The 21,244-nt window shown below is 69.0% G+C and carries 15 protein-coding genes and 1 pseudogene; 11 read left to right on the forward strand and 5 right to left on the reverse strand.

Annotated features, from left to right (window positions below; genetic code table 11):
- Positions 1–40 precede the first annotated feature (40 nt).
- Entirely contained in the window at positions 41–538 is a 498-nt protein-coding gene (locus ACQEU1_RS12145; RefSeq protein ID WP_433199498.1) for a GbsR/MarR family transcriptional regulator, read from the forward strand.
- Positions 539–738: 200 nt separating this feature from the next.
- On the forward strand, positions 739–891 hold the full coding sequence (locus tag ACQEU1_RS12150) for a hypothetical protein (protein ID WP_433199501.1): 153 nt from the start codon (positions 739–741) through the stop codon (positions 889–891).
- Here the strand turns inward: ACQEU1_RS12150 and ACQEU1_RS12155 are convergent, their stop codons facing one another.
- A complete protein-coding gene (locus ACQEU1_RS12155) occupies positions 892–1,992 on the reverse strand; it encodes a S1 family peptidase (protein WP_433199504.1) in 1,101 nt (366 codons plus the stop codon).
- 501 nt (positions 1,993–2,493) lie between these two features.
- Here ACQEU1_RS12155 and ACQEU1_RS12160 point away from each other — a divergent pair.
- Positions 2,494–4,203: a S8 family peptidase gene (locus ACQEU1_RS12160; RefSeq protein ID WP_433199507.1), complete on the forward strand. Its 1,710-nt coding sequence runs from the start codon at positions 2,494–2,496 to the stop codon at positions 4,201–4,203.
- Positions 4,204–4,258: 55 nt separating this feature from the next.
- On the opposite strand, the gene ACQEU1_RS12165 is transcribed toward ACQEU1_RS12160, so the two are convergent.
- Positions 4,259–4,708, reverse strand: a complete 450-nt coding sequence (locus ACQEU1_RS12165; protein ID WP_433199510.1) for a hypothetical protein — start codon at positions 4,706–4,708, stop codon at positions 4,259–4,261.
- A gap of 18 nt (positions 4,709–4,726) precedes the next feature.
- Between ACQEU1_RS12165 and ACQEU1_RS12170 the strand changes: the two genes are divergently transcribed.
- Complete coding sequence (locus ACQEU1_RS12170; RefSeq protein ID WP_433199513.1) at positions 4,727–4,969, forward strand: ATP-dependent Clp protease adaptor ClpS; 243 nt, start codon at positions 4,727–4,729, stop codon at positions 4,967–4,969.
- Entirely contained in the window at positions 4,966–5,424 is a 459-nt protein-coding gene (locus ACQEU1_RS12175) for a hypothetical protein (RefSeq protein ID WP_433199516.1), read from the forward strand. The genes ACQEU1_RS12170 and ACQEU1_RS12175 overlap by 4 nt, the downstream gene beginning before the upstream one ends.
- Here the strand turns inward: ACQEU1_RS12175 and mshC are convergent.
- Positions 5,421–6,659 (reverse strand): cysteine--1-D-myo-inosityl 2-amino-2-deoxy-alpha-D-glucopyranoside ligase, encoded by a 1,239-nt coding sequence (gene mshC / locus ACQEU1_RS12180; RefSeq protein WP_433199519.1) that lies wholly within the window; start codon positions 6,657–6,659, stop codon positions 5,421–5,423. The two genes, ACQEU1_RS12175 and mshC, sit on opposite strands and share 4 nt — an antisense overlap.
- A 236-nt stretch (positions 6,660–6,895) precedes the next feature.
- Between mshC and ACQEU1_RS12185 the strand changes: the two genes are divergently transcribed.
- The 5 genes from ACQEU1_RS12185 to ctaD all read left to right on the forward strand — a co-directional run bounded on the left by ACQEU1_RS12185 (position 6,896) and on the right by ctaD (position 19,386).
- The gene (locus ACQEU1_RS12185; RefSeq protein WP_433199522.1) at positions 6,896–11,047 is read left to right on the forward strand and encodes a glycoside hydrolase family 2 TIM barrel-domain containing protein; all 4,152 of its coding nucleotides are present in this window, start codon (positions 6,896–6,898) and stop codon (positions 11,045–11,047) included.
- Between the two features lie 65 nt (positions 11,048–11,112).
- The gene (locus tag ACQEU1_RS12190) at positions 11,113–12,021 is read left to right on the forward strand and encodes a slipin family protein (RefSeq protein ID WP_433199525.1); all 909 of its coding nucleotides are present in this window, start codon (positions 11,113–11,115) and stop codon (positions 12,019–12,021) included.
- A gap of 346 nt (positions 12,022–12,367) precedes the next feature.
- Positions 12,368–16,261 carry a hypothetical protein gene (locus ACQEU1_RS12195; protein ID WP_433199528.1) on the forward strand — a complete coding sequence of 1,298 codons (3,894 nt, stop codon included), beginning with the start codon at positions 12,368–12,370 and terminating at the stop codon, positions 16,259–16,261.
- On the forward strand, positions 16,262–17,581 hold the full coding sequence (locus ACQEU1_RS12200; RefSeq protein WP_433199531.1) for an esterase/lipase family protein: 1,320 nt from the start codon (positions 16,262–16,264) through the stop codon (positions 17,579–17,581).
- A 44-nt stretch (positions 17,582–17,625) separates the two neighbouring features.
- Positions 17,626–19,386 (forward strand): aa3-type cytochrome oxidase subunit I, encoded by a 1,761-nt coding sequence (gene ctaD / locus ACQEU1_RS12205; protein ID WP_433199534.1) that lies wholly within the window; start codon positions 17,626–17,628, stop codon positions 19,384–19,386.
- On the opposite strand, the gene ACQEU1_RS12210 is transcribed toward ctaD, so the two are convergent.
- Positions 19,383–20,195, reverse strand: coding sequence for an SCO6745 family protein (locus ACQEU1_RS12210; RefSeq protein WP_433199537.1), 813 nt, complete (start codon positions 20,193–20,195; stop codon positions 19,383–19,385). The genes ctaD and ACQEU1_RS12210 overlap by 4 nt on opposite strands.
- A gap of 74 nt (positions 20,196–20,269) precedes the next feature.
- On the opposite strand from ACQEU1_RS12210, the pseudogene ACQEU1_RS12215 reads away from it, so the two are divergent.
- Positions 20,270–20,650: pseudogene (locus ACQEU1_RS12215) on the forward strand (DUF4240 domain-containing protein); the annotation flags it as partial.
- 170 nt (positions 20,651–20,820) lie between these two features.
- Here the strand turns inward: ACQEU1_RS12215 and ACQEU1_RS12220 are convergent.
- Positions 20,821–21,165 (reverse strand): hypothetical protein, encoded by a 345-nt coding sequence (locus ACQEU1_RS12220; RefSeq protein ID WP_433212008.1) that lies wholly within the window; start codon positions 21,163–21,165, stop codon positions 20,821–20,823.
- Positions 21,166–21,244 lie beyond the last annotated feature (79 nt).

Raw genomic sequence — 21,244 nt, forward strand, 5'->3', positions numbered from 1 at the left:
AATTTTGCCCGATCGGCTGACGAAAGGGGATGATGCCGCCGTGACGAGTACTACGGAGCGTGACACGCAGGCGGTGAGCCAGTTCGTCGAACGGTTCGGCGGGATTCTGGCGGACACCGGCGTGCCCCGCATGCCGGCTCGCATCCTCGCGGCGCTGCTGACGACGGATTCGGGGCGGCTCACCGCGGCCGAGATCGCCGACCTGCTGCAGATCTCCCCGGCGGCGGTGTCGGGCGCGGTGCGCTACCTGACCACCGTCCAGATCGTCAGCCGCGAACGCGAGCCGGGGTCCCGCCGCGACGTGTACCGGATGCGCGACAACGTCTGGTTCGAGGCGACGTTCCGCAAGGACCAGATGCTCGTGATGATCGACGAGGTGCTCACCGAGGGCGTCCGGGCACTCGGCGCGGACACCGACGCGGGGCTGCGGCTGGACGAGACCCGCGAGTTCTTCCGGTTCGCGCACGCCGAGCTCGGCACGATGCTCGACCGCTGGCGCGTGCACCGCGAAAAGTGGATGGAAGGACGTCAGGGCTAGTCCCTACGATCCTGCCCAGTGGGCTGCCATCTCGCGTGACTTGAGGGCATGAGGGCGACGCTGGAACCGGCGTTCGCCCTCTTCGTGCACCCCTGTCACGACTCAGCCCCCAGGACTGACCCATGCCGTTCTTCCACGTCTTCGTTCGTCATATAGCCCCGCTCCTGCACCGCGCACTGCACCCGGACGGGGTGCTGGTCGTGGTGCGCGAACCCGTGGACGAGGAGCTGCTGCGCCTCGCCCTGGAGCGGTACTTCGTGGCCGTGCGCACCGATCAGGTGACGAGTGCCCGGCACGCGAACGTGCCGGGCACTCAGGTGTCACTGCTGGTCACGGCCTATCGGCCCAGGTGATCAGCCGGTGGTGAGAGTCAGGCCGTAGGCCTCCAGGATCTCGTTGACCGGCTGGTAGTAGGTCGTGCCGCCGCTGGTGCAGTCGCCGGAGCCACCCGAGGTGACGCCCTGCGCCTCCGTGCCGCTGACCCACGAGCCACCCGAGTCACCGGGCTCCGCGCACACGTTCGTGCGCGTGAGGCCGCTGACGGAGCCCTCCTGGTAGTTCACGGTCTGGCTCTTCGCCTGGACCTCGCCGCAGTGCCAGCCCGTGGTCGAGCCGGAACGGCAGATCGACGCGCCCACGGCGGACTCGGTGTGACCCGAGACCACGACGTCGGCACCGCCGTAGTGGTTGACCTTCGGCGTGGAGGTCCACGACGAGTTCGTCTTCACGAACGAGTAGTCGTTGCCCGGGAAGGACGACTTGTCGAACTCACCCATCGCCGTCTTGTCGACGCCGGTCACCGTGTCGCCGGGCGACCCGCAGTGGCCGGCCGAGACGAAGCCGCCCTCGACCGCGAAGCCGACGGAGCAGCGTCCGGCGTTGTTGATGTAGTAGGCGTCGCCACCGCGGGTGTCCTTGAACAACCGCGGCGCCTCGTCGGTCTCGACGACCTTCGCGACCGGGCCCGCCTTCTCCACCAGCGACTTCGCGGCGTCGGACTGGCCGCGCTTCACGGTGATCGTGACGGCGTTGGCCTTCGTGTCGACGTACCAGCCGGTGACCTCGGCCGGAGCCGGCGTCGCGTCCAGCTTCTGCTTGGCCGCGTCGAGGTCGCTGGCCTTGTGCGCGACCGTGCGGGGCTCCGCTCCGAGCCTGCGCAGACGGTCCGTCTTGGCCGCGTCGGTCACGCCCACGACGAGCTTGCCGGTGGCCGCGTCGAACCACGCGCCTCCGAAGCTCTCACCGGCGAACCCCTCGGCCACCCGCTGCAGGGCAACGGCCGCGCTCTCCCGGCGCAGCCTCTCCGCCGCCTGCGTGGCGTCCAGTCCCAGGTCGCGCTGCATCGCGGCGAGCAGGTCGGCAGAGGGTCCCTCGGCGGCGACGGCGGCAGGGGATGCCGTGGTCGCGAGAGCGCCTGCCAACACGGCCACAGCTGCGACAGCCATGCGCTTCATAGGCATTTCTCCTTGATCTTCGGTTTTGTGCAGGGCCGGTGTAACGCCGGACCGGGCAACCGCGATGAGGAGATCAGCTGTGCTGCAACACAGCCTGTACGACACCGGATGCATGGCGTCCCCAGGCGGCGAACTGCCCGATCAGTTCGTTCCTCCGTCTGGGGGACGCTACTTCGGCATGTCTACCGGACGGTAGGGTCGATCGAGGGGTGGACCTCGCGGCGTCCGAGTTGATATAGAGAATCCAAATGCGTTCTCTCGGTCTATTTCCGTGACTCAGAGCGACCATTCGCCCTGCCACGAAATGTCAAATCTGTCAACAGTTCGCACTCGACGGCGTATCCCTCTGACCTGCGGTTTAGGGCTAGCGTGCTGGTCACCCTGTTCCCTGCACGAGGGAGAAACCCTGCCATGCGAAGAGTCTTGGGTGCGGGACTCACGGCCGCTGCCGCGCTGTGTCTGGCCGCCGCTGTGGTTCCAGCCGCTTCCGCTCAAGAAAACGTGGGGACGATTCTCGGCGCCGACCGCGTCGATGTCGTGAAGGACAGCTACATCGTCTCGCTGAAGTCCGGCACGGCGTCGAGGGCCGCCGCTCCGGGCCTCGCGTCGAAGTACGGCGGCCAGGTCGGTCAGGTCTGGCAGCACGCGCTGAACGGCTTCTCGGTGAAGATGACGGCCAAGCAGGCCGCCCGTCTCGCCGCGGACCCGACCGTCGCGTTCGTCCAGCAGGACGCCGAGGTGCACGCGCTCGACGTCCAGCAGAACCCGCCGTCCTGGGGCCAGGACCGCGTCGACCAGCGCGACCTGCCGCTGAGCAACAGCTACCAGTACGACACCACGGCGTCCAACGTCACCGCGTACGTCATCGACACCGGTGTGCGCACGACGCACACCACGTTCGGCGGCCGCGCGACGTGGGGCACCAACACCTCCGGTGACGGCAACAACAGCGACTGCAACGGTCACGGCACGCACGTCGCCGGCACCATCGCGGGCTCGCAGTACGGCCTCGCCAAGGCGGCCAAGGTCGTCGCCGTCAAGGTGCTGAACTGCTCCGGCTCCGGCACGACCGCCGGTGTCGTCGGCGGCATCGACTGGGTGACGGCGAACGCGGTCAAGCCCGCCGTCGCCAACATGTCGCTCGGTGGTGGCGCGGACGCGACCCTGGACGCGGCCGTGCGCCGTTCCATCGCGTCGGGCGTGACCTACGCGATCGCATCGGGCAACTCGAACACCGACGCCTGCAGCACCTCGCCTGCACGCGTCGCCGAGGCGATCACGGTCAACTCCTCGACGAACACCGACGCGCGTTCGTCGTTCTCGAACTACGGCTCCTGCACGGACATCTACGCTCCGGGCTCGAACATCGTGTCGTCGTGGAACACCAACGACACCGCCACGAACAACATCTCCGGCACGTCGATGGCCACCCCGCACGTCGCGGGCGCCGCGGCCCTGTGGCTCGCCACGCACCCGACCGACTCCCCCGCCGCCGTGTGGAACGGCCTCAACGCCGCCTCCACGCCGAACAAGATCACCAACGTCGGCGCGAACACCCCGAACAAGCTGCTCTACACCCTGTTCGGCGGCGACCCGCAGCCGGGCAACCCCTCGGTGACGAACCCCGGCACGCAGACCTCCACGGTCGGAACCGCGGCGTCGTTGCAGCTCTCGGCCTCGGGCGGCACCGCGCCGTACACCTGGTCCGTGAGCGGCCTCCCGGCCGGCCTGTCGGCGAACGCGTCCGGCGCGATCTCCGGCACCCCGACCACGGCGGGCACCTCCACGGTGACCGCGACCGTGACCGACTCGGCGAACAAGACCGGCTCGGCCACGTTCTCCTGGGTCGTCAACGCGGTCGGCGGCAACTGTGACGCCCGCACCAACTCGACCCCGGTCGCCATCCCCGACAACACGACCGTGACCAGCACGATCGTCGTCTCCGGCTGCGCGGGCAACGCGTCGGCCACCGCGTCGATCAAGGTCTCGATCACCCACACCTACAAGGGCGACCTCGTGGTCGACCTGGTCGCGCCCGACGGCTCGGTCTACAACCTGCACAACCGGACCGGCGGCTCGGCCGACAACATCAACGAGACGTTCACCCGCAACCTCTCCTCGGAGGCGGCGAACGGCACCTGGACGCTGCGCGTGCGTGACGCGGCGTTCCTCGACACCGGCACGCTGAACAACTGGACGCTCGACGTCTGAGCGCTCCACCGCTGAACGAACCGCCCCCGACGCTTCCGCCTCGGGGGCGGTTCCTCTACTCGGCGAAGTACGCGCGCCGGTACCCGAACCACTCCTCGACGTCGTCCTCGTCGAAGCCGCCGATCAACGCCAGCACCTCCTCGCGGTCCGCGTGGTCGCTCGCCTCCACGTACGTCTTCGTGGCCTCGACCCCACCCGCCACCAGGTGTTCGACGTCGTAGGCGCAGCCCGCGTCGAAGTTGGAGCGCTTGAGGGCGAAGTGCCGCCACACGTCCTCGGGTCGCCGGTGCTCGGCCAGCAGGAACCCGGCCAGCGCGGCCTGCTCCCCCAGGCCACCCGTGGAGTTCGCGCGGCACAAGGTCTCCTGTTCCACCAGGAACCGCAACAGTTCGACGTCCTGCGGCGTGCGTTCCGCCTCCAGGACCTCGCCTCTGGCGGACTCGTTCACGTCCTCGCCGTTTGGGCCGCGCTCGTAGCGCAACTGCTCCCAGGCCTCGTTCGTCACGAGTGCATACTCTGCCCCGTGATCCCTGGGGAGAGATGGCAGGTCGTCGTGCACAACGACGACCACAACACGTTCGCGCTGGTTCATCACGTGCTGCGGACCGTGTGCGGCCACGACGACGCACGAGCGCGCACGACGACGTTGGAGATCCACGGCTCGGGCAAGAGCGTCGTGGGTTCGTACGACCGCGTCTCGGCCGAGGCGACGACCCTGCGGTTGCTGCGGCTGGGGCTGCGCGCCGCGATGGGCGAACAACGATGACGCACTTCGACGCCACCGCCGTGGGCGACGGTGTGCTCGCCCGGTGCACAGACGAGAACCTCGCCGGGATCACCCGCCTGCTCGACGAACTGCTGCTCCTGCTCGACGAGGGCGTCGTGCCCCCGGACCGCCGGCGGTGGTGGCGCACCCCGGCCGCGACCTCTTTGCTGCGGCGCATGTTCCCGGTCACCGACGACTTCTGGGAACGGCACCGCGAGTCCCTCACCGACCCGGGCCCTGCCCGACGGGTGCGCGCCAAAGTCGACGAACCGACCCCGTGGCTGGTCGGCTTCGACGAGATCGAGGACTGGATCATCGCGTTCGCTCAGTTGCGCGCGCTCTACCTGACGCGCCGTGACGCGAACACCACGATCGCGATGACCTTCCTGTCCGTGCCGGAACAGCTGGCGGTGGCGCTGCATCCGAGCAGCGCCACCGGCTGGCCGCTGGCTTAGAGCTCCACGCCCAGAAGCGCGTCCACGGCCGTGCGCACCTGCGACGGCCCGTGCTTGTCCGAACCGCCGTGCGTCAGCGCCTCGTCCGCCCACGCGTCGACGGCGGCCAGCGCCTTCGGGGTGTCGAGGTCGTTGCCCAGGTGGTCGCGCAGCCGCGTCACGGTGTCCACTGCGGACGGTCCGCTGTCGAGCGCGGCGGCCCGGCGCCACTTGTCCACGCGGGCCAGTGCCTCGTCGAGCAGGGACTGGGTCCACGGGCGGTCTGCGCGGTAGTGGCCCGCGAGCAGGGCGAGGCGGATGGCGTTCGGGTCGACCTTCTCGGCGCGCAGCTTCGAGACGAAGACCAGGTTGCCGCGCGACTTCGACATCTTCTCGCCGTCGAGACCGATCATGCCCGCGTGCACGTAATGGCGCGCGAACGGGTGCTCGCCGGTCTGCGCCTCGGCGTGCGCGGCCGAGTACTCGTGGTGCGGGAAGATCAGGTCGGAGCCGCCGCCCTGCACGTCGAAGCCCATGCCGAGGCGGTTGTGGGCGATGGCGCTGCACTCGATGTGCCAGCCGGGGCGGCCCTCGCCCAGTTCGGACGGCCACGCGGGCTCGCCCTCGCGCTTCATCCGCCACAGCAGGGCGTCGAGCGGGTGCCGCTTGCCGGGGCGGTCCGGGTCGCCGCCGCGTTCGGCGAAGAGCTTGAGCATCTCCTCGGAGGAGTAGTTCGACTCGTAGCCGAACCGGCCCGTGGCGTCGTGCGAGTAGTAGATGTCCGGGTACTCGGAGTCGTCCGCACGGTAGGCGTGGCCGTCGGCGACGAGCTTCGCGACGACCTCGACGATCTCCGGGATGGCCTCGACGATGCCCACGTAGTCCTGCGGCGGCAGGACGCGCAGGGCCTCCATGTCCTCGCGGAACAGGGCGGTCTCGCGCATGGCGAGCACCACCCAGTCGTCCTGGTCGCGCTCGGCCCGCTCCAGCAGCGGGTCGTCGACGTCGGTGACGTTCTGGACGTAGTGCACGTTGTGTCCGTTGTCGAGCCACACGCGGTGCACGAGGTCGAACGCGAGGTAGGTCGCGGCGTGGCCGAGGTGCGTCGCGTCGTACGGCGTGATGCCGCAGACGTACAACCTGGCGGTGTCTCCTGGAGCCGTGGGGCGCACTTCGCCCGTAGCCGTGTCGAACAGCCGCAGCGGGCGGGGGTCCCCCGGAACCCGCGGCACAGGAATGGATGACCAGGTCTGCATGGATCCGACACTAACGCGTGCCGCCGTACGGAGTGAGATTTCCGGCTGTTGGGACGACCACGATCGATTCGTTCGGACAGAAAGACTGGACATCCGTTGACGGTCCGGTCGCGCCGCCCCTAGCTTCCGAAAGCATGCTTCGTGTCGTCGTAGCCACGGTGGTAGCGCTCTCACTCTCCCCGGCAACCGCACACGCCGAGCCTCTGGACGCGTTGGCGTACCTGGAGAATCCCAGAATGACAGGGGAGCACCAGGAGCCTCCGCACCCGGATCTGAAGCCGGAGAAGCGGCTGAGCCTCAACGGCGACTGGCGGCTGCGGATGTTCGACCGGCCGCAGGACGTCCGCGACACACCGGACGGCTGGCGCACCGTGCAGGTCCCCCACACGTGGCAGACCGACTTCCTCGACCACCCGATGTTCCGCAACATCCCCACCGAGATGTACCCGGACGCCCCGCCGTCGGTCCCGCACGACGTCAACCCGACCGGCGTCTACGAGAAGACGTTCGTGCTGCCGTCCGACTGGGACCGCACGCTGGTCCGCTTCGAGGGCGTGACCAGCGGGTACTTCGTCTGGGTCAACGGCGAGTACGTCGGCTACGACCAGGGCGGCTACACGCCCGCCGAGTTCGACATCACCTCGAAGCTGCGGGCCGGGCGCAACACGCTGAAGCTCCAGGTCCACCGCTGGGGCTCCGGCTCCCACTTGGAGGACTACGACCAGTGGCGGTTCTCCGGCATCTTCCGCGAGGTCTGGCTCTACTCGACGCCGAAGACCTACCTCGCCGACGTGACGGTCAGGACCGACCTCGACGCCCAGTACCGCGACGCCACGCTCAGCGCGGACGTCGAGATCGGCGGGCCCGCCGCCGGGCACACCGTCCGGACCAGGCTGTTCGACCCGAAGGGCCGGGAGGTGCCGGTCGTCGGCGGCAAGGTCGCCGACCCGCTGAAGTGGACCGACGAGACCCCGGACGTCTACGAACTCAAGATCGAACTGCTGAAGGACGGCCGCGTCGTGCAGACCGGCCGGCAACCCGTCGGGTTCCGGAAGATCGAGATCATCGACCGGCAGTTCAAGATCAACGGCAAGCGCGTGCTGTTCCGCGGCACGAACCGGGCCGAGACGAGCGTGCGCGGCAGCCGCTACGTCACCCGCGCTGACCAGCAAAAAGACGTCGAGCTGATGAAGCGGTTCAACATCAACGCCGTGCGCACGTCGCACTACCCGAGCGACCCGTACTTCTACGAGCTGGCGGACCGCAACGGGTTGATGATCGCCGACGAGGTCGACATCGAGACCCACCACCACGACGGCTGCCCGGACAACTGCCTCGCCGAACGCCCCGAGTGGCAGGACGCGTTCCAGGACAGGTTCGTCGCGATGATGCAGCGCGACAAGAACCACCCGAGCGTGGTCATGTGGGACACCGGCAACGAGGCGGGTCTCGGCAAAGCCCATTACACGATGGCCGAGCACGCCCGGAAGAACGACACCCGGCCGCTCTACCACCAGCCGAACGTGCCGGACGGCGACGCGCCGTTCGCGGACGTGGCAGGTCCGCGCTACCCGTCGCCCGCGAGCCTCGAAGCCAAGGCGAAGACCACGACCAAGCCGATCATCATGGGCGAGTACGCCCACGCGATGGGCAACAGCCTCGGCAACTTCAAGGAGTTCTGGGACGTCGTGCGCGCCTACCCGCAGGTGCAGGGCGGGTTCATCTGGGACTGGGCCGAGCAGAACATCGCGCTACCGCTCTACACCACCCCCGACGACGCCAACGGCATTCTCACCTACCTCTCCGGCAAACCGTCCCAGGAGGACGGACCCCACGGCAAAGCGTTGCGGCTCAGCGGACTCGACGACTTCGTCGAGGTCTACCGCGACCGCGAGCTGGACGAGGTCAGCGCCGGGCTCACGCTCGACGCCTGGGTGAAGCCCGACACCTGGACCGGCGACTTCACCGTCATCTCCAAGGGCGACCACCAGTACGCGCTGAAGATGTCCAACGCCACGACGCTGGAGTTCTTCGTGCACAGCGGCACCTGGCGCACGGTCCGCGCGACCGTCCCGGCGGACTTCCACGGCAACTGGCACCGCGTCACCGGCACGTTCGACGGCACGCGGCTGCGGCTGCTGATCGACGGCCGCGAGGTCGCCACGACCGCGTTCAGCGGCACGATCGACTGGTCGCACTGGCCGGTCAACATCGGCCGCAACTCCGAGACCATGCAGGAGAACGCAGGCACGCGCATGGCGCACGGCAGCGTGGACCAGGTCCGGATCTACCACCGCGCCCTCACCGACGCCGAGCTCGCGTCCGACCCGAAGCGCGACGCCGTGCTGGCGCTCGACTTCGAGACGCTGGAGGACAAGGGCCGCCACCAGTCGTACGGCGCCGGCACCGGGGGTGTCGACGGCGTCGTCTGGGCCGACCGCAGGCCTCAACCGGAGACCACCGAGCTGATGGCCGTTCATTCACCCATACGATTCTCCTTCTCCGGCAACGAACTCACGACTGTCAGCGAACGGCAGTTCACCGGCACCGACGACCTCGAACTGCGCTGGCAGGTGCAGGACAACGGCCGCACGGTCGCCCAGCACCGCGGCCCGCTGCGGCCGGGCACCGTGACGCTGCCCGACTTCCACGCCGACACCGACCGCTGGCTGACCGTGCGCGCGACCGACCGGCGCGGCACCGACGTCGGCATCGCGCAGTTCCCGCTCGGCGGCACGCAGATCGCGGGCCTGCACGCCCCTGGTACCCCCGGAAAGCTCACCACCACCCAGACCGAGTCCGAGATCGTGGTGTCCGGCAAGGACTTCCGGTACGTCGTCAGCAAGACGTCCGGCACTCTCACGTCGATGCGCGTGCGCGGCACCGAGCTCCTGCGCACGGGCCCGGAGTTCGACGCGTGGCGCGCGCCGTTGTCGAACGAGTTCATGAGCGAGGACTCGTCCTGGTACCGCAGCGGCCTCGACCGCCTCAAGACATCACCAGCCGAGATCACTGTCTCACAGGGGTCCGACACTCTGATCTCGGTGAGGTCGACGGCCCAGGCCGTGGCGGACGCGTCGTTCGGGCAGACCTTCACCTACCGCGTCACCGGCGCCGGCGAGATCCACGTCGGTCACCGGGTGGCGGCCCGCGACCGCATGCGCGACCTCAGCTACCTGCCGGGCATCGGTTTCACGCTGAAGGTGCCGGACAGCTTCGGCAGGTTCACCTGGTACGGCCGCGGCCCCGGCGAGAACTACGACGACCGCAGGTCCGGCGACCCGGTCGGCGTCTACCAGTCCACAGTGGACCGCGAGTTCAACGACTACTACAAGCCGCAGGACTTCGGCAACCACGCCGACACGCGCTGGGCGACGCTGTCCGACGGCCGCGCGGGCCTGCTCGTCGCGGGCGACCTGGACGTCCGCGTCTCCCGCTACGACGACCTCGACCGCGCCGCGTACCCGTTCGCGCTCAAGAAGAACGACGGCTGGACCAGCCTGCACGTGGCGCACCGGGTGACCGGCGTCAGCGAGACGTTCCACGAGCCGTTGCCGCAGTACCAGGTGGAGGCGGGCAACGAGTACGCGTACTCCGTGCTGCTGCGCCCACTCACGCCCGTGGAGGCAGCAACGGGACGGTTGGGCACCAACGTCGACTGCGCGCCTACGGCACAACTCAACGCCAACGACACCGTGCTGGAACCGGGCGAACAGGTGGAGGCCGAACTGGTCGTCACCAAGCCCTGCCCCGGCACGACCACCGCCCGCCTGACCGCACCGGACGGCTGGTCCGTCACCCCGGCGGCCGACCTGTCGGGCGGCTCGGCGAAGGTGACGATCAGGCGCGAGGGCGGCCCGACCGGCACCCGCCCGGTCTTCGCCGAGATCAGCACCGGCAAGGGGACCAGCAGCCTCACCGCGGACTTCACCGCCACCCCGCGCCCACCGGCCGGCGCCACACCCGTGTCCGCGCTGGAGTTCCTGGACGAGCGCAACGGCTGGGGCCCGCTGGAACGCGACCGCAGCAACGGCGAGCAGGCGGGCGGCGACGGCGGCCCGCTGAGCATCCGCGGCGCCGCGTTCGACCGGGGCGTCGGTGCCCACGCCGACTCGGAGTTCCAGGTCTACGCCGGCGGCAAGTGCACCAGCCTCACCGCCACCATCGGCGTCGACGACGAGACGGGCGGCTCCGGCAGCGTTCGCTTCGAAGTGGTCAAGGACAACCGATCGGCCTACCAGAGCCCACTTCTGACCGGACAGAGCGCAGCCGTCCCGATCACCGTCGACACGACCGGAGCAACCGTGCTGACGTTCCGGGTGACGGACGGAGGTGACGGCAACGCGCACGACCACGCCGACTGGGCGGCCCCGGTCCTGCACTGCTGAAAATTGTCGGACCCCAGGCGTACCGTCGGAGATCAAGGGCATTCGCCGGTCGAAGGGCGGGTCTCATGATCGTAGAAATCCTAGGTGGACTGGTGGCGCTCGGCGGCCTCGGCCTCGCCATGAGCGCTCGCGTGATCAAGCAGTTCGAACAGGGCCTGGTCTTCCGGTTCGGCAAGCTCCAGGAGGCCGTCCGCGGCCCGGGCCTCACGATGCTGGTGCCCGGCGTGGACCAGCTCCGCAAGGTCAACATGCAGATCGTCACCCTGCCCGTCCCCGCGCAGGACGGCATCACCCGCGACAACGTGACGGTGCGCGTGGACGCCGTCGTGTACTTCAAGGTGCAGGACCCGGCCAAGGCCGTCATCAACGTGGAGGACTACCGCTTCGCCATGCTCCAGGTGGCGCAGACGTCCCTGCGGTCGATCATCGGCAAGAGCGAGCTCGACGACCTGCTGTCCAACCGCGAGAACCTCAACCACGGCCTGGAACTGATGATCGACACCCCGGCCCTGGCCTGGGGCATCGACATAGACCGGGTGGAGATCAAGGACGTCGCCCTGCCCGAGAGCATGAAGCGCTCGATGTCCCGCCAGGCAGAAGCCGAACGGGAACGCCGCGCCCGCGTCATCACCGCGGACGGCGAGCTCCAGGCGTCCAAGAAGCTCTCCGAGGCCGCCGGCACGATGGAGGAGACTCCTGGCGCCCTCCAGCTCCGCCTCCTGCAGACCATCGTGGAGGTGGCGGCGGAGAAGAACTCGACGCTGGTGCTCCCGTTCCCGGTGGAACTGCTGCGGTTCCTGGAGAAGAACACGAACGCCGAACCGCCCACACCGCCGGCCGCGACCCCGGAAGCGGTCCAGGAGTCCGCGCAGGAACCACCGAAGCAACTGCCGGAGGAACCGGTGAAGCAACTGCCGCAGGAAGCGGCGAAGGATCCCGCGAAGAACGCTGAGAAGGACGCCGAGCAGGCGTGAACGACACCGTCCGCCGGCGCTCGCACGAGCGCGGGCGGACACCGCCTGCCCTCCGCGCCGCTTCCCCGCCTCTCTCTACGCACATCTCCCCGACAGCTCTCCTCCGTCTGTCCCCCGCAGCTCCACACTTCCGCCCTCCGCACCTCCGCCCTCCGCCCTCCGCCCTCCGCGCCGCCCCTTCCACACCGCCCCTTCCACACCGCGCCCCTCCTCCGCCTCTCCCTCCCGCCCCGCACACCCCTCCTTCCTCACACCTCTCTCCGCTCCGCCCCGCGTTCCTCCATGTGAGTTACCCGCCGTAACGCCCGATCCCCCGAAGCGACGTGTGGACAGGGGGTAGTGAGGCATGCAGGAGAGGGTCAGAGGCAGGTTCGTCGGCGTCGGCGTCGGCTCCTACGAGCTGGTGCAGCCGCTGCAGCACGCCGTCAGCGACGTGCGGGAGCTGCACGCCCTCCTCAAGGGCTACGACGGCGAGACCCTGGCGGACCCGGCCGAGTTCGAGGTCCGCACGTTCATGAAGGGCCTGAAGGCCTCGCAGGACGGCGGCGCGCTCGTCGCCCTGTGGAGCGGGCACGCGATCCCGGAGGCCAAGAGCCTCAAGCTGCTGGCGAAGGACAACAGCGGCGACGGCGACGGCATCGGGCTGTCCGAGTTCGCGGTGTGGTGTGCGCGGTCGGGTGCCCACCAGGTCCTCGTCGTCGTCGACGCCTGCTACGCCGGCGCCCAGCTGGACGACGTCATGGGCTCGATCGCGGCCGTCCAGGACAACCTGTTGCAGGGACAGGTGCACTGGGCCGGTGTCCTGGTGTCGTGCTCGGGCATCGAGACGGCGCGGGACGGACTGTTCGGCGGGAAGCTCCGCAAGCTGCTGCGTGCGGGTCCTACGGCCGTGGAGGACGTGCAGCGGTGGAGTGACCGCATCGCGTTGGTGGACGGCGGTGCGGTCGGCACGGCGTTGCTGAACGCGTGGGACAGCGACGTTCAACGGCCGCGCTTCATGCAGTACGGGTCCGCACAGCCGATGTTGCCCAATCCGCTCTATGCCGCGAACACGGTCGTGAAGCACCTTCTGCTCGCGGCGCGAGGTGGCGACTCACGGGACAACAGGTCGTGGTTCACCGGCCGGACCGCCCAGGTCGACAAGGTCGTGAGCTGGGTGAAGTCCGGGGTGGCCGGGCTGCGGGTGGTGACGGGGTCGCCTGGCACCGGCAAGTCCGCAGTCGTCGGGCGGGTGGTCAGCCTGTCGAACGCCGCCGAGCGCGACCTGCTGCTGACCGCGGGGCCGTCGTTCCGGCACGCCGATCCGGGGCCCGACTCGGTCGACGCGGCCGTGCACGCCCGCGCGATGGACGCCGACCGCGTGGCCGACCTGCTCAGCCGCCAGCTCGTCGCGGCCGGGCTGATCGGAGCACCCGAGGGGCCGCGCAGGGGCGCCGCCGAACTGGTCGGGGTCGTCAGCGCACTGGCCGCACCGCCCGTGCTGGTGGTGGACGGCCTGGACGAGGCGCGCGGCGAGTCGTTCTCGATCGCCACCTCATTGCTCACCAAGCTCGCCGGGTACGCCGTGGTGGTCGTCTCGACGCGGCAGGCGCACCGGGTCGCGGGCGGCGCTCCCCTGCTCACCGAGCTGGCGCCGGTCGAGGTGCTCGACCTCGACACCGCCGACAACGAGACCGACGTGCGCGAGTACGTCGTGGCACGGCTGGGTCCCACCGCCTCGCAGTCCACTTTGGACGAGCTGGCGAAGCTGCCGTTCCTGACCGCGTGGATGATCACCGACCAGGTGCTGGCCGACGGCGGCGCCGATCTGAAGCTGTCGCTGGACGCGGCGTTCGACCGTGAGCTTGCGAAGGTGCCATCGGCTCGTGCGTTGCTGACGGCGTTGACGTGGAGCTACGGCGCGGGGTTCCCAGAGGCCGAGTGGATGGCCGTAGCGCAGGCGTTGTCGGGTAAGGAGTTCACCCGTGACGACATCACGGCCGTGCTCACCGAACTGGGCCGTCACGTCGTGCAGGACGGTGAGGAAGGCACGGCGGTTTTCAAGCTCACGCATCAGACGTTCGCGGACCACCTGAGGCCGCAGTTCGCACCCAGCAGGGACGTGGTGTTCGCACCCGGCGCCGACCAGGTCGCCTGCGCGTTGATCAGGCTGTACCGGCAGCGGCTGGAGGCGGGCGTGCCGCCGAACGTGCCGGGCTACCTGTGGAAGTACGCGTGGCGGCACTGCGGGCACGCCGGCACGCGGGCGTTGGACGGGCTGCGCGAGCTGGCGCGGATGAACCGCATGTTGTTGCCGGACATCGCGCTCGCGGCCACGACGGCGGCGAACGAGCTGCTGCACTGGGGTCGTGGCGAGGAGGCCGTCGCGCCGCTCGAAGAGGCCGCCGAACACTTCCGCGCGCTCGTCCCGACGCTGCGGATGTACCTGGCGGACCTGGCTTTCGTGCTGAACAAGCTCGGCAGGAGGTTCCGTGACGCGGGCAGGCTGCAACAGGCCGTGGCGCCCGCCGAAGAAGCAGCGGTGCGCTACCGGGAACTGGTGGCATCAACCCCTACCACCGCGGAAAGCCTTACGCACAAACGGCTAGCGCAACGTCTCGCGAAGACGACGACGCACGGCGGTGAGAACCCGACGTACGCAGCGCACCTCAGCGGCGCACTAGTGGATCTGAGCGAGGTCTACGCGATGTTGGGCCGTAGGCAAGAAGCGCTGTCCACGGCCCGTGATGCCGTTGCAGCCGTGGACACCGACGCACCGCTTGCGCGCGCGATGACGTGTCTGGCGGCAAGGTGCAGTGACTCGGGCTTGCGCTACGAGGCCATGCAACGGTCGAAACAGGCCGTGGAGCTGTACTACGCGCTCGCGCAGACGAACCCGGTGTTCCTCGCGGACCTGGTCAGCGCGCTCGTCGAACTGAGCCGCGACCACCTGGCGCTCGGCAGGCTGTCCGACGCCGGCACGATGACCCAGCAGGCCGCGGAGATCAGCGGCACGCTCGGCCGGCACGCCGCGTTCCGACCCCAGCTCGCGGACGCCGCGCTGAGCCTGAGCGTCGCCTACAGCATGGTCGACCGCACCGACGCGGCGCTGAACGCCGCGCGTCAAGCGGCCGAACTCGCCGACGGGCTTCCCGTGCACGGCCAGGCGCTGCACAACCTGATGCGCCGCCAGCGGGACGCCGACAAGCCCGACGAAGCGCTCGCGACCGGTCTGCAGACCATCGAGGTCTGCCTCCTGCCCGAGAACACCGACCGGCTGTCGACGCTCGCGGCCGCGTTGTTCACGCTCGACGTCCTCTGCGCGCGCCTGAAGCGGCCGGAGATCGTCGACGAGGCGTGGGAGAAGGTCACCACGCGGTTCAACGGCCCGCACCTCGCCACGCTGCTGATGCTGCGGGCGGCGGCCACCAGGGCCGGTGATCCGGAGGCGGCGAAGTGGCTGTGCCAGGCGCTCACGCACGTCGGCCAGTCACGGCAGGCGATCCACGACGTGCACGACATCGCGCGCCGCCACTACGACTCGGGACCGTGGCCTTGGGACACCACGCCGGACTGGCTGTCGGTCGATCGCACGCTGCTCAAGACCTCACGATCGTGGGTGTTCGCACGCTCCTATGCCGAAGAGCGCGCGATTCTGGTCGCACACCCCGAGTTGTTGTCCACCGACGCGGATGTCGCGGTCACGGAGGCGTTGTACGGCACGAGCCTGATCGAGGCGCAGGTCATCCAGTCGCGCCGGACGACCGCGCAGCAGCAGGGCGTCGCGCTCGCCTACCGGCCGTGGCTGCTCGCGAGCCTCGCGGACGAGTTCGTCGACGCCACGCCCGCCCGCCGCCGCGAGCTGCTCGCGACGCGCCGGGAGGAGTTGCTGGACAAGGAAGTGCTGAAGAACGTCCGCGACAACCGGCCCGTGCACGCGATGCTGCTGCTGGCCGACGAAGACACCGACGTGCTCGACCTCGTGCTGGACGCCGTGGAGGACCCCTCACGCGTCACGGACATCCTGCGCTCGCTCGCAGCACACGCATCCCCTCAAGCGCTGACGCAGGCCGTCACGGCGTTGGAACCGCACGCGCTGGCGGCGCTGTACAAGGCGGTCGCGCGCGCTCGCGCCGGTGACGCGCGTCTGGCGTTGCCCGCACCCAGCCAGCGCCTGGCGTGGATCCACGAGCTGACCTACCTGGTCCCCGCGAACCTCGCGTTGCTCTCCCTCATCCGCAAGCTCGCCGAGGAGTCCTAGATGAGCGATCTCGTCGTCGTCCTGCCCGGCATTCTCGGCAGCACCCTGCGCAACTCCGACGGCATGGTCTGGGAGGTGTCCCCTAAGGCCGCGTTGCGCGCGGTGCTCACGCTGGGCCGCAGTCTCAAGCAGCTGAAACTGCCCGCCGGCATCGGCGACGAGCACCCCGGCGACGGCGTGCAGCCCGTCGGCCTGATGACGGACCTGCACGTCATCCCGGGCATCTGGACGCCGTTGAAGGGCTATGACCGCGTCACGCGCCGGATGAACTCACTCGGCTACACGGTCGAGAAGGGCAACCTGCTGCTGTTCGCCTACGACTGGCGCCTGTCGAACCGCTACAACGGTGCGTTGCTCGCCAACCGCGTCGACGAGGCGTTGGACCGCATCGGTCCGAACGCCAAGGTCAGCTTCGTGTGCCACTCCATGGGCGGGCTGGTCGCACGGTGGTGCATCGAGCAGTGCGGGATGGCCGAGCGCACGGCGAAGCTGATCACGATGGGCACGCCGTACCGCGGTGCCGCCGCCGCGCTGGACCAGCTGGTCAACGGCGTGCGCAAGGGGCTGGGGCCGCTGGCGGTCGACCTGACCGAGTTCGCGCGGTCGATGCCGTCGCTGCACCAGCTGCTGCCCGAGTACGCCTGCATCGAGTCACCCAACGGTCTGCTCAAGACCACAGAAGTGTCGTTGCCGGAACTCGACACGAAGATGGTCACGGACGCGATGGCATTCCACGGCGCGTTGACCGACACGTTCGCCGAACAGACGTACGCGATCGTCGGCGGTAAACAGCCCACGGCGACCACGGCTCGAATTGCGGACGGCAAAGTCACCTGTTATCGGACATATGAGGGCGATGATCTCTACGGCGATGCGACCGTGCCTGCCGTGGGTGCCGCACGGCGCGGGTTGGCATTGTCGTCGAACACTCTGCACCGCGTGACGGAGCAACACACGTCGTTGCAGGACAACGCTGCCGTGCTGGACGCCGTGGAGTCGTTCCTGACCGCGAAGCCGGTCGTCCCGCGCAACGTCACCACCACGGAACCGCAGGTCAGCGTGCCCGACCTGGTGCTGGTCGGCGAGCCCCTGGAGGTCACCGTCGAGCTGAAGGACACGACCGCGCGGGCGGTGAAGGTGGCGTTGCTCGACGAGAGCGGCAAACAGGTCGAATCGCGCAGTCCGGCGATCTCCGAGAAGATGGCGGTCAAATTCGGCGAATTGGCTCCCGGCGCCTACTACGTGCAGGTCAGCGGTATCGCGGTGGGCGCTCCGGTGGTCCCGGTGACCGGCGCGGCGCTCGTCGTGGATTGCCCCTGAGTCTGACCCGGAGGACGATTCACGTCTGGCACGGAGGAGGCGCGATGACCACGATCAAGCCCACGCCCGTAGTGCCCCATCCGGGGGCGGCGCGCGCACGACCGAAGGGTTCGTACTTCCTCCAGCTGTTCAAGACAACGGATCCCAAGCAGATCGGGATCATGTACCTGACCACGTCGTTCGCGTTCTTCCTGATCGGCGGCGTGATGGCGCTGCTGATGCGCGGCGAGCTGGCGCGGCCGGGCCTGCAGTTCCTGTCGAACGAGCAGTACAACCAGCTGTTCACCATGCACGGCACGATCATGCTGCTGCTGTACGCGACGCCGATCCTGTTCGGGTTCGCGAACTACATCCTGCCGTTGCAGATCGGCTCGCCGGACGTCGCGTTCCCGCGCCTGAACGCCTTCTCGTACTGGCTGTACCTGTTCGGCGGCATCATCGTGGTCGCCGGGTTCGTCACGCCGGGCGGCGCGGCGGACTTCGGCTGGTTCGCCTACACGCCGCTGTCGTCCGCGGTGCACTCGCCAGGCGTGGGCGCCGACATGTGGATCATGGGCCTGGCCGTTTCCGGTCTCGGCACGATCCTCGGCGCGGTCAACATGACCACCACGGTGATCTGCCTGCGGGCGCCCGGCATGACCATGTTCAGGATGCCCGTCTTCACCTGGAACATCCTGGTCACGTCGATCCTGATCCTGCTGGCGTTCCCGATCCTCACCGCCGCGCTGATGGGGCTCGCCGCCGACCGGCACCTCGGGGCGCACGTGTTCGACCCGGCCAACGGCGGCGTGATCCTCTGGCAGCACCTGTTCTGGTTCTTCGGCCATCCCGAGGTGTACATCGTCGCGTTGCCGTTCTTCGGGATCGTGACGGAGATCTTCCCCGTGTTCAGCCGCAAGCCGTTGTTCGGCTACAAGGGCCTTGTGTTCGCGACGCTGGCCATCGCGATGCTGTCCGTGGCCGTGTGGGCGCACCACATGTACGCGACGGGCGCGGTGCTGCTGCCGTTCTTCTCGCTGATGACGTTCCTCATCGCCGTGCCGACCGGCATCAAGTTCTTCAACTGGATCGGCACGATGTGGAAGGGGCAGGTGACGTTCGAGTCGCCGATGCTGTTCAGCGTCGGCTTCCTGATCACGTTCCTCTTCGGCGGCCTGACGGGCATCCTGCTCGCGGCCCCGGCCGTCGACTTCCACGTGTCCGACACCTACTTCGTGGTGGCGCACTTCCACTACGTGCTGTTCGGCACGATCGTGTTCGCCACCTACGCGGGCATCTACTTCTGGTTCCCGAAGATGACCGGGCGGATGCTCAACGAGCCGTTGGGCAAGCTGCACTTCTGGACGACGTTCCTCGGGTTCCACGGCACGTTCCTGGTGCAGCACTGGCTGGGCAACGAGGGCATGCCACGGCGGTACGCCGACTACCTGCCGTCGGACGGCTTCACGACGTTGAACATGATCTCGACCATCAGCTCGTTCGTGCTGGGTCTGTCCGTGCTCCCGTTCGTGTGGAACGTCTTCCGCTCGTACCGCTACGGCGACCCGGCGCCGCAGGACGACCCGTGGGGCTACGGCAACTCGCTGGAGTGGGCGACGACGTCACCGCCGCCGCGCCACAACTTCAAGGAGCTCCCGCGCATCCGGTCCGAGCGCCCGGCGTTCGAGCTGCACTACCCGCACATGGTGGAGCGGATGCGCGACGAGGCGCACTTCTCGTTGTCCCATCCCGGAAAGCACCGCGTGAGCAAGGACGAGGCAACTGAGAAGGCGCTCGCGTCGACGGAGCGGGACGGCGAGTCCTAGCGCCGTCCGGGGATCATGCCGGCTTCGACGACGGCCTTGCCCAGCGGCGCGGCCAGTTCGACGAACCGCTGCTTCTCCTCGTCCGACAGCACGTCGTAGGCGGGCGCGGCCATGCGGTCCGTGTCGTCCTCGATGCCCTGGCGCAGCTCACGTCCCTGCTCGGTGAGCAGCTGGTCCTCGCCGACGAGGCCGCGGTCCTGCAGGTCCCCGACGGTGGCGTCCCACTGCTCCTGCGACCACGCGCGGGTCTTGCGCAGCACATCGGCCGGGTAGTCGCCGGTCGCCACGTGCAGCACGAGCGCCTCGATGCCGGTGATGTTGTGCCGCAGCAACGCCGCGAGGTGCCCGTCGCCGCGGAACTCGCGCAGCAGCGTCTGGGCGTGGAAGAGTTGAAGACGCGGCTCTTCCGGCCAGTCGAGGCGGGCGTGCGCGGCGAACAAAGGGCGCCCGTGCAACATCTCGGTGGAGCGCTCGGCGGCCCGCCGAGCGAGCCCGTTGATCTCCTTGAGGTCGTCCGGCAGCACCTTGGCGAGCGCCTCGTCGGCGGCCTCCCAGCGCAGTTCGAGCATCCGCTCCGGCGTCACCTTCTCCCAGGCCTGCGGGATGCGGGCGCGCACGATCTCGGGGTTGAAGTTGTAGAAGGTGGCGATCACGACCTCGGCCCCGACCGCCCCGAGCGCCGCCGCCCGCGACGCGAAGTACCCGCCGGGCCGGTCCAGCCCGACGCCCGCGTACCGCGCCTCCGCCTCGGGCGAGAAGTAGATCATTCCGTGCACGGCCTCGAGCGAGCGAAACAAAGTCCTGATCATGTCTCCAACCTAGATCGTGGGCGCTGGTTCGTCAGGCGCCAAAAATTGTCAGACCCCTCTGCCAAGCTCGTCCTGTGAACGAAACCGCCCTCTGGAGCCTCATCGCGCAAGCCCGCTCCACCGTCCCAGACCCGTCCGACGGCGAGGCCGTGGCCGCCGAGGCGGTCACCCTGCTCTCCGCGCGCCCGCCGGCCGAGATCGTGGCGGCCCAGCAGGTCCTGTGGGACGTCTTGGCCACCTCGTACACCCACCCGCTGTGGGCGGCGGCCTACCTGATCAACGGCGGCTGCTCCGACGACGGCTTCGACTACTTCCGAGGCTGGCTCCTCACCCAGGGCGAGGAGACGCACGGCGCGGTGCTGGCGTCCCCGGACACCCTGGCCGACCTGCCCGCGGTGGTCGCGGCCGCCGAGTCGGGCCTGGAGTTCGAGTGCGAGGCGGCCCTCTCCATCGCCTGGGACGCGCACATCAAGGCGACGGGCATGCAGTTACCCCAGGACGCCTTCCGGATCCGCTACCCGGAGCTCGACCCGGACTGGGACTTCGACTTCGACGACAGCGAGGAGCTGGCCGCACGCCTCCCCCCGCCTGGCCGCCCTGTTCCTGAGCTGACCGGGAAGCGTCCTCATCGCCCGGCGACGAGGACGCCGAACGCCACGTGGTCCAGCCACTGCGGCAGCCGCGGCAACGCCCGAATCAGCGCGTTGTGGCGCCCGACGACCTCCAGGTCCAGCAAGGCGATGGCCATCCCGGCCACCGCCCCACCGACAACACCCCGCACGCGAAGCCGCGTCAACACCAACGCCCAGAACGCCGACACAGCGAGGTGCACCACGATGCCCGCACGAGCCCCACCGCCGACCAACGACCCGGCAGCACGAGTAGCGCGCGCCAGATCGTCACCGCTCATCAGTGCGTGCAAGGTCGACGGCACCCCGCTCAGCACGACGGCGGCCAAAAATCGCCTCACCGCCGGCGATGCCGCGACCTCAAGCAGCCGCCCACCACAGCGGCCCCAAGGCGTTCCTCGTCCGCCCAACGGCAACCCG

Source organism: Lentzea sp. CA-135723, assembly GCF_050936595.1.
Classification (GTDB): Bacteria; Actinomycetota; Actinomycetes; order Mycobacteriales; family Pseudonocardiaceae; genus Lentzea.

Coding starts and splice junctions, on each gene's coding strand:
- ACQEU1_RS12155 (WP_433199504.1), bottom strand. CDS start 1,992: ATGAAGCGCATGGCTGTCGCAGCTGTGGCCGTGTTGGCAGGCGCTCTC.
- ACQEU1_RS12175 (WP_433199516.1), top strand. CDS start 4,966: ATGACGCACTTCGACGCCACCGCCGTGGGCGACGGTGTGCTCGCCCGG.
- mshC (WP_433199519.1), bottom strand. CDS start 6,659: ATGCAGACCTGGTCATCCATTCCTGTGCCGCGGGTTCCGGGGGACCCC.
- ACQEU1_RS12185 (WP_433199522.1), top strand. CDS start 6,896: ATGACAGGGGAGCACCAGGAGCCTCCGCACCCGGATCTGAAGCCGGAG.
- ACQEU1_RS12190 (WP_433199525.1), top strand. CDS start 11,113: ATGATCGTAGAAATCCTAGGTGGACTGGTGGCGCTCGGCGGCCTCGGC.
- ACQEU1_RS12195 (WP_433199528.1), top strand. CDS start 12,368: ATGCAGGAGAGGGTCAGAGGCAGGTTCGTCGGCGTCGGCGTCGGCTCC.
- ACQEU1_RS12200 (WP_433199531.1), top strand. CDS start 16,262: ATGAGCGATCTCGTCGTCGTCCTGCCCGGCATTCTCGGCAGCACCCTG.
- ctaD (WP_433199534.1), top strand. CDS start 17,626: ATGACCACGATCAAGCCCACGCCCGTAGTGCCCCATCCGGGGGCGGCG.
- ACQEU1_RS12210 (WP_433199537.1), bottom strand. CDS start 20,195: ATGATCAGGACTTTGTTTCGCTCGCTCGAGGCCGTGCACGGAATGATC.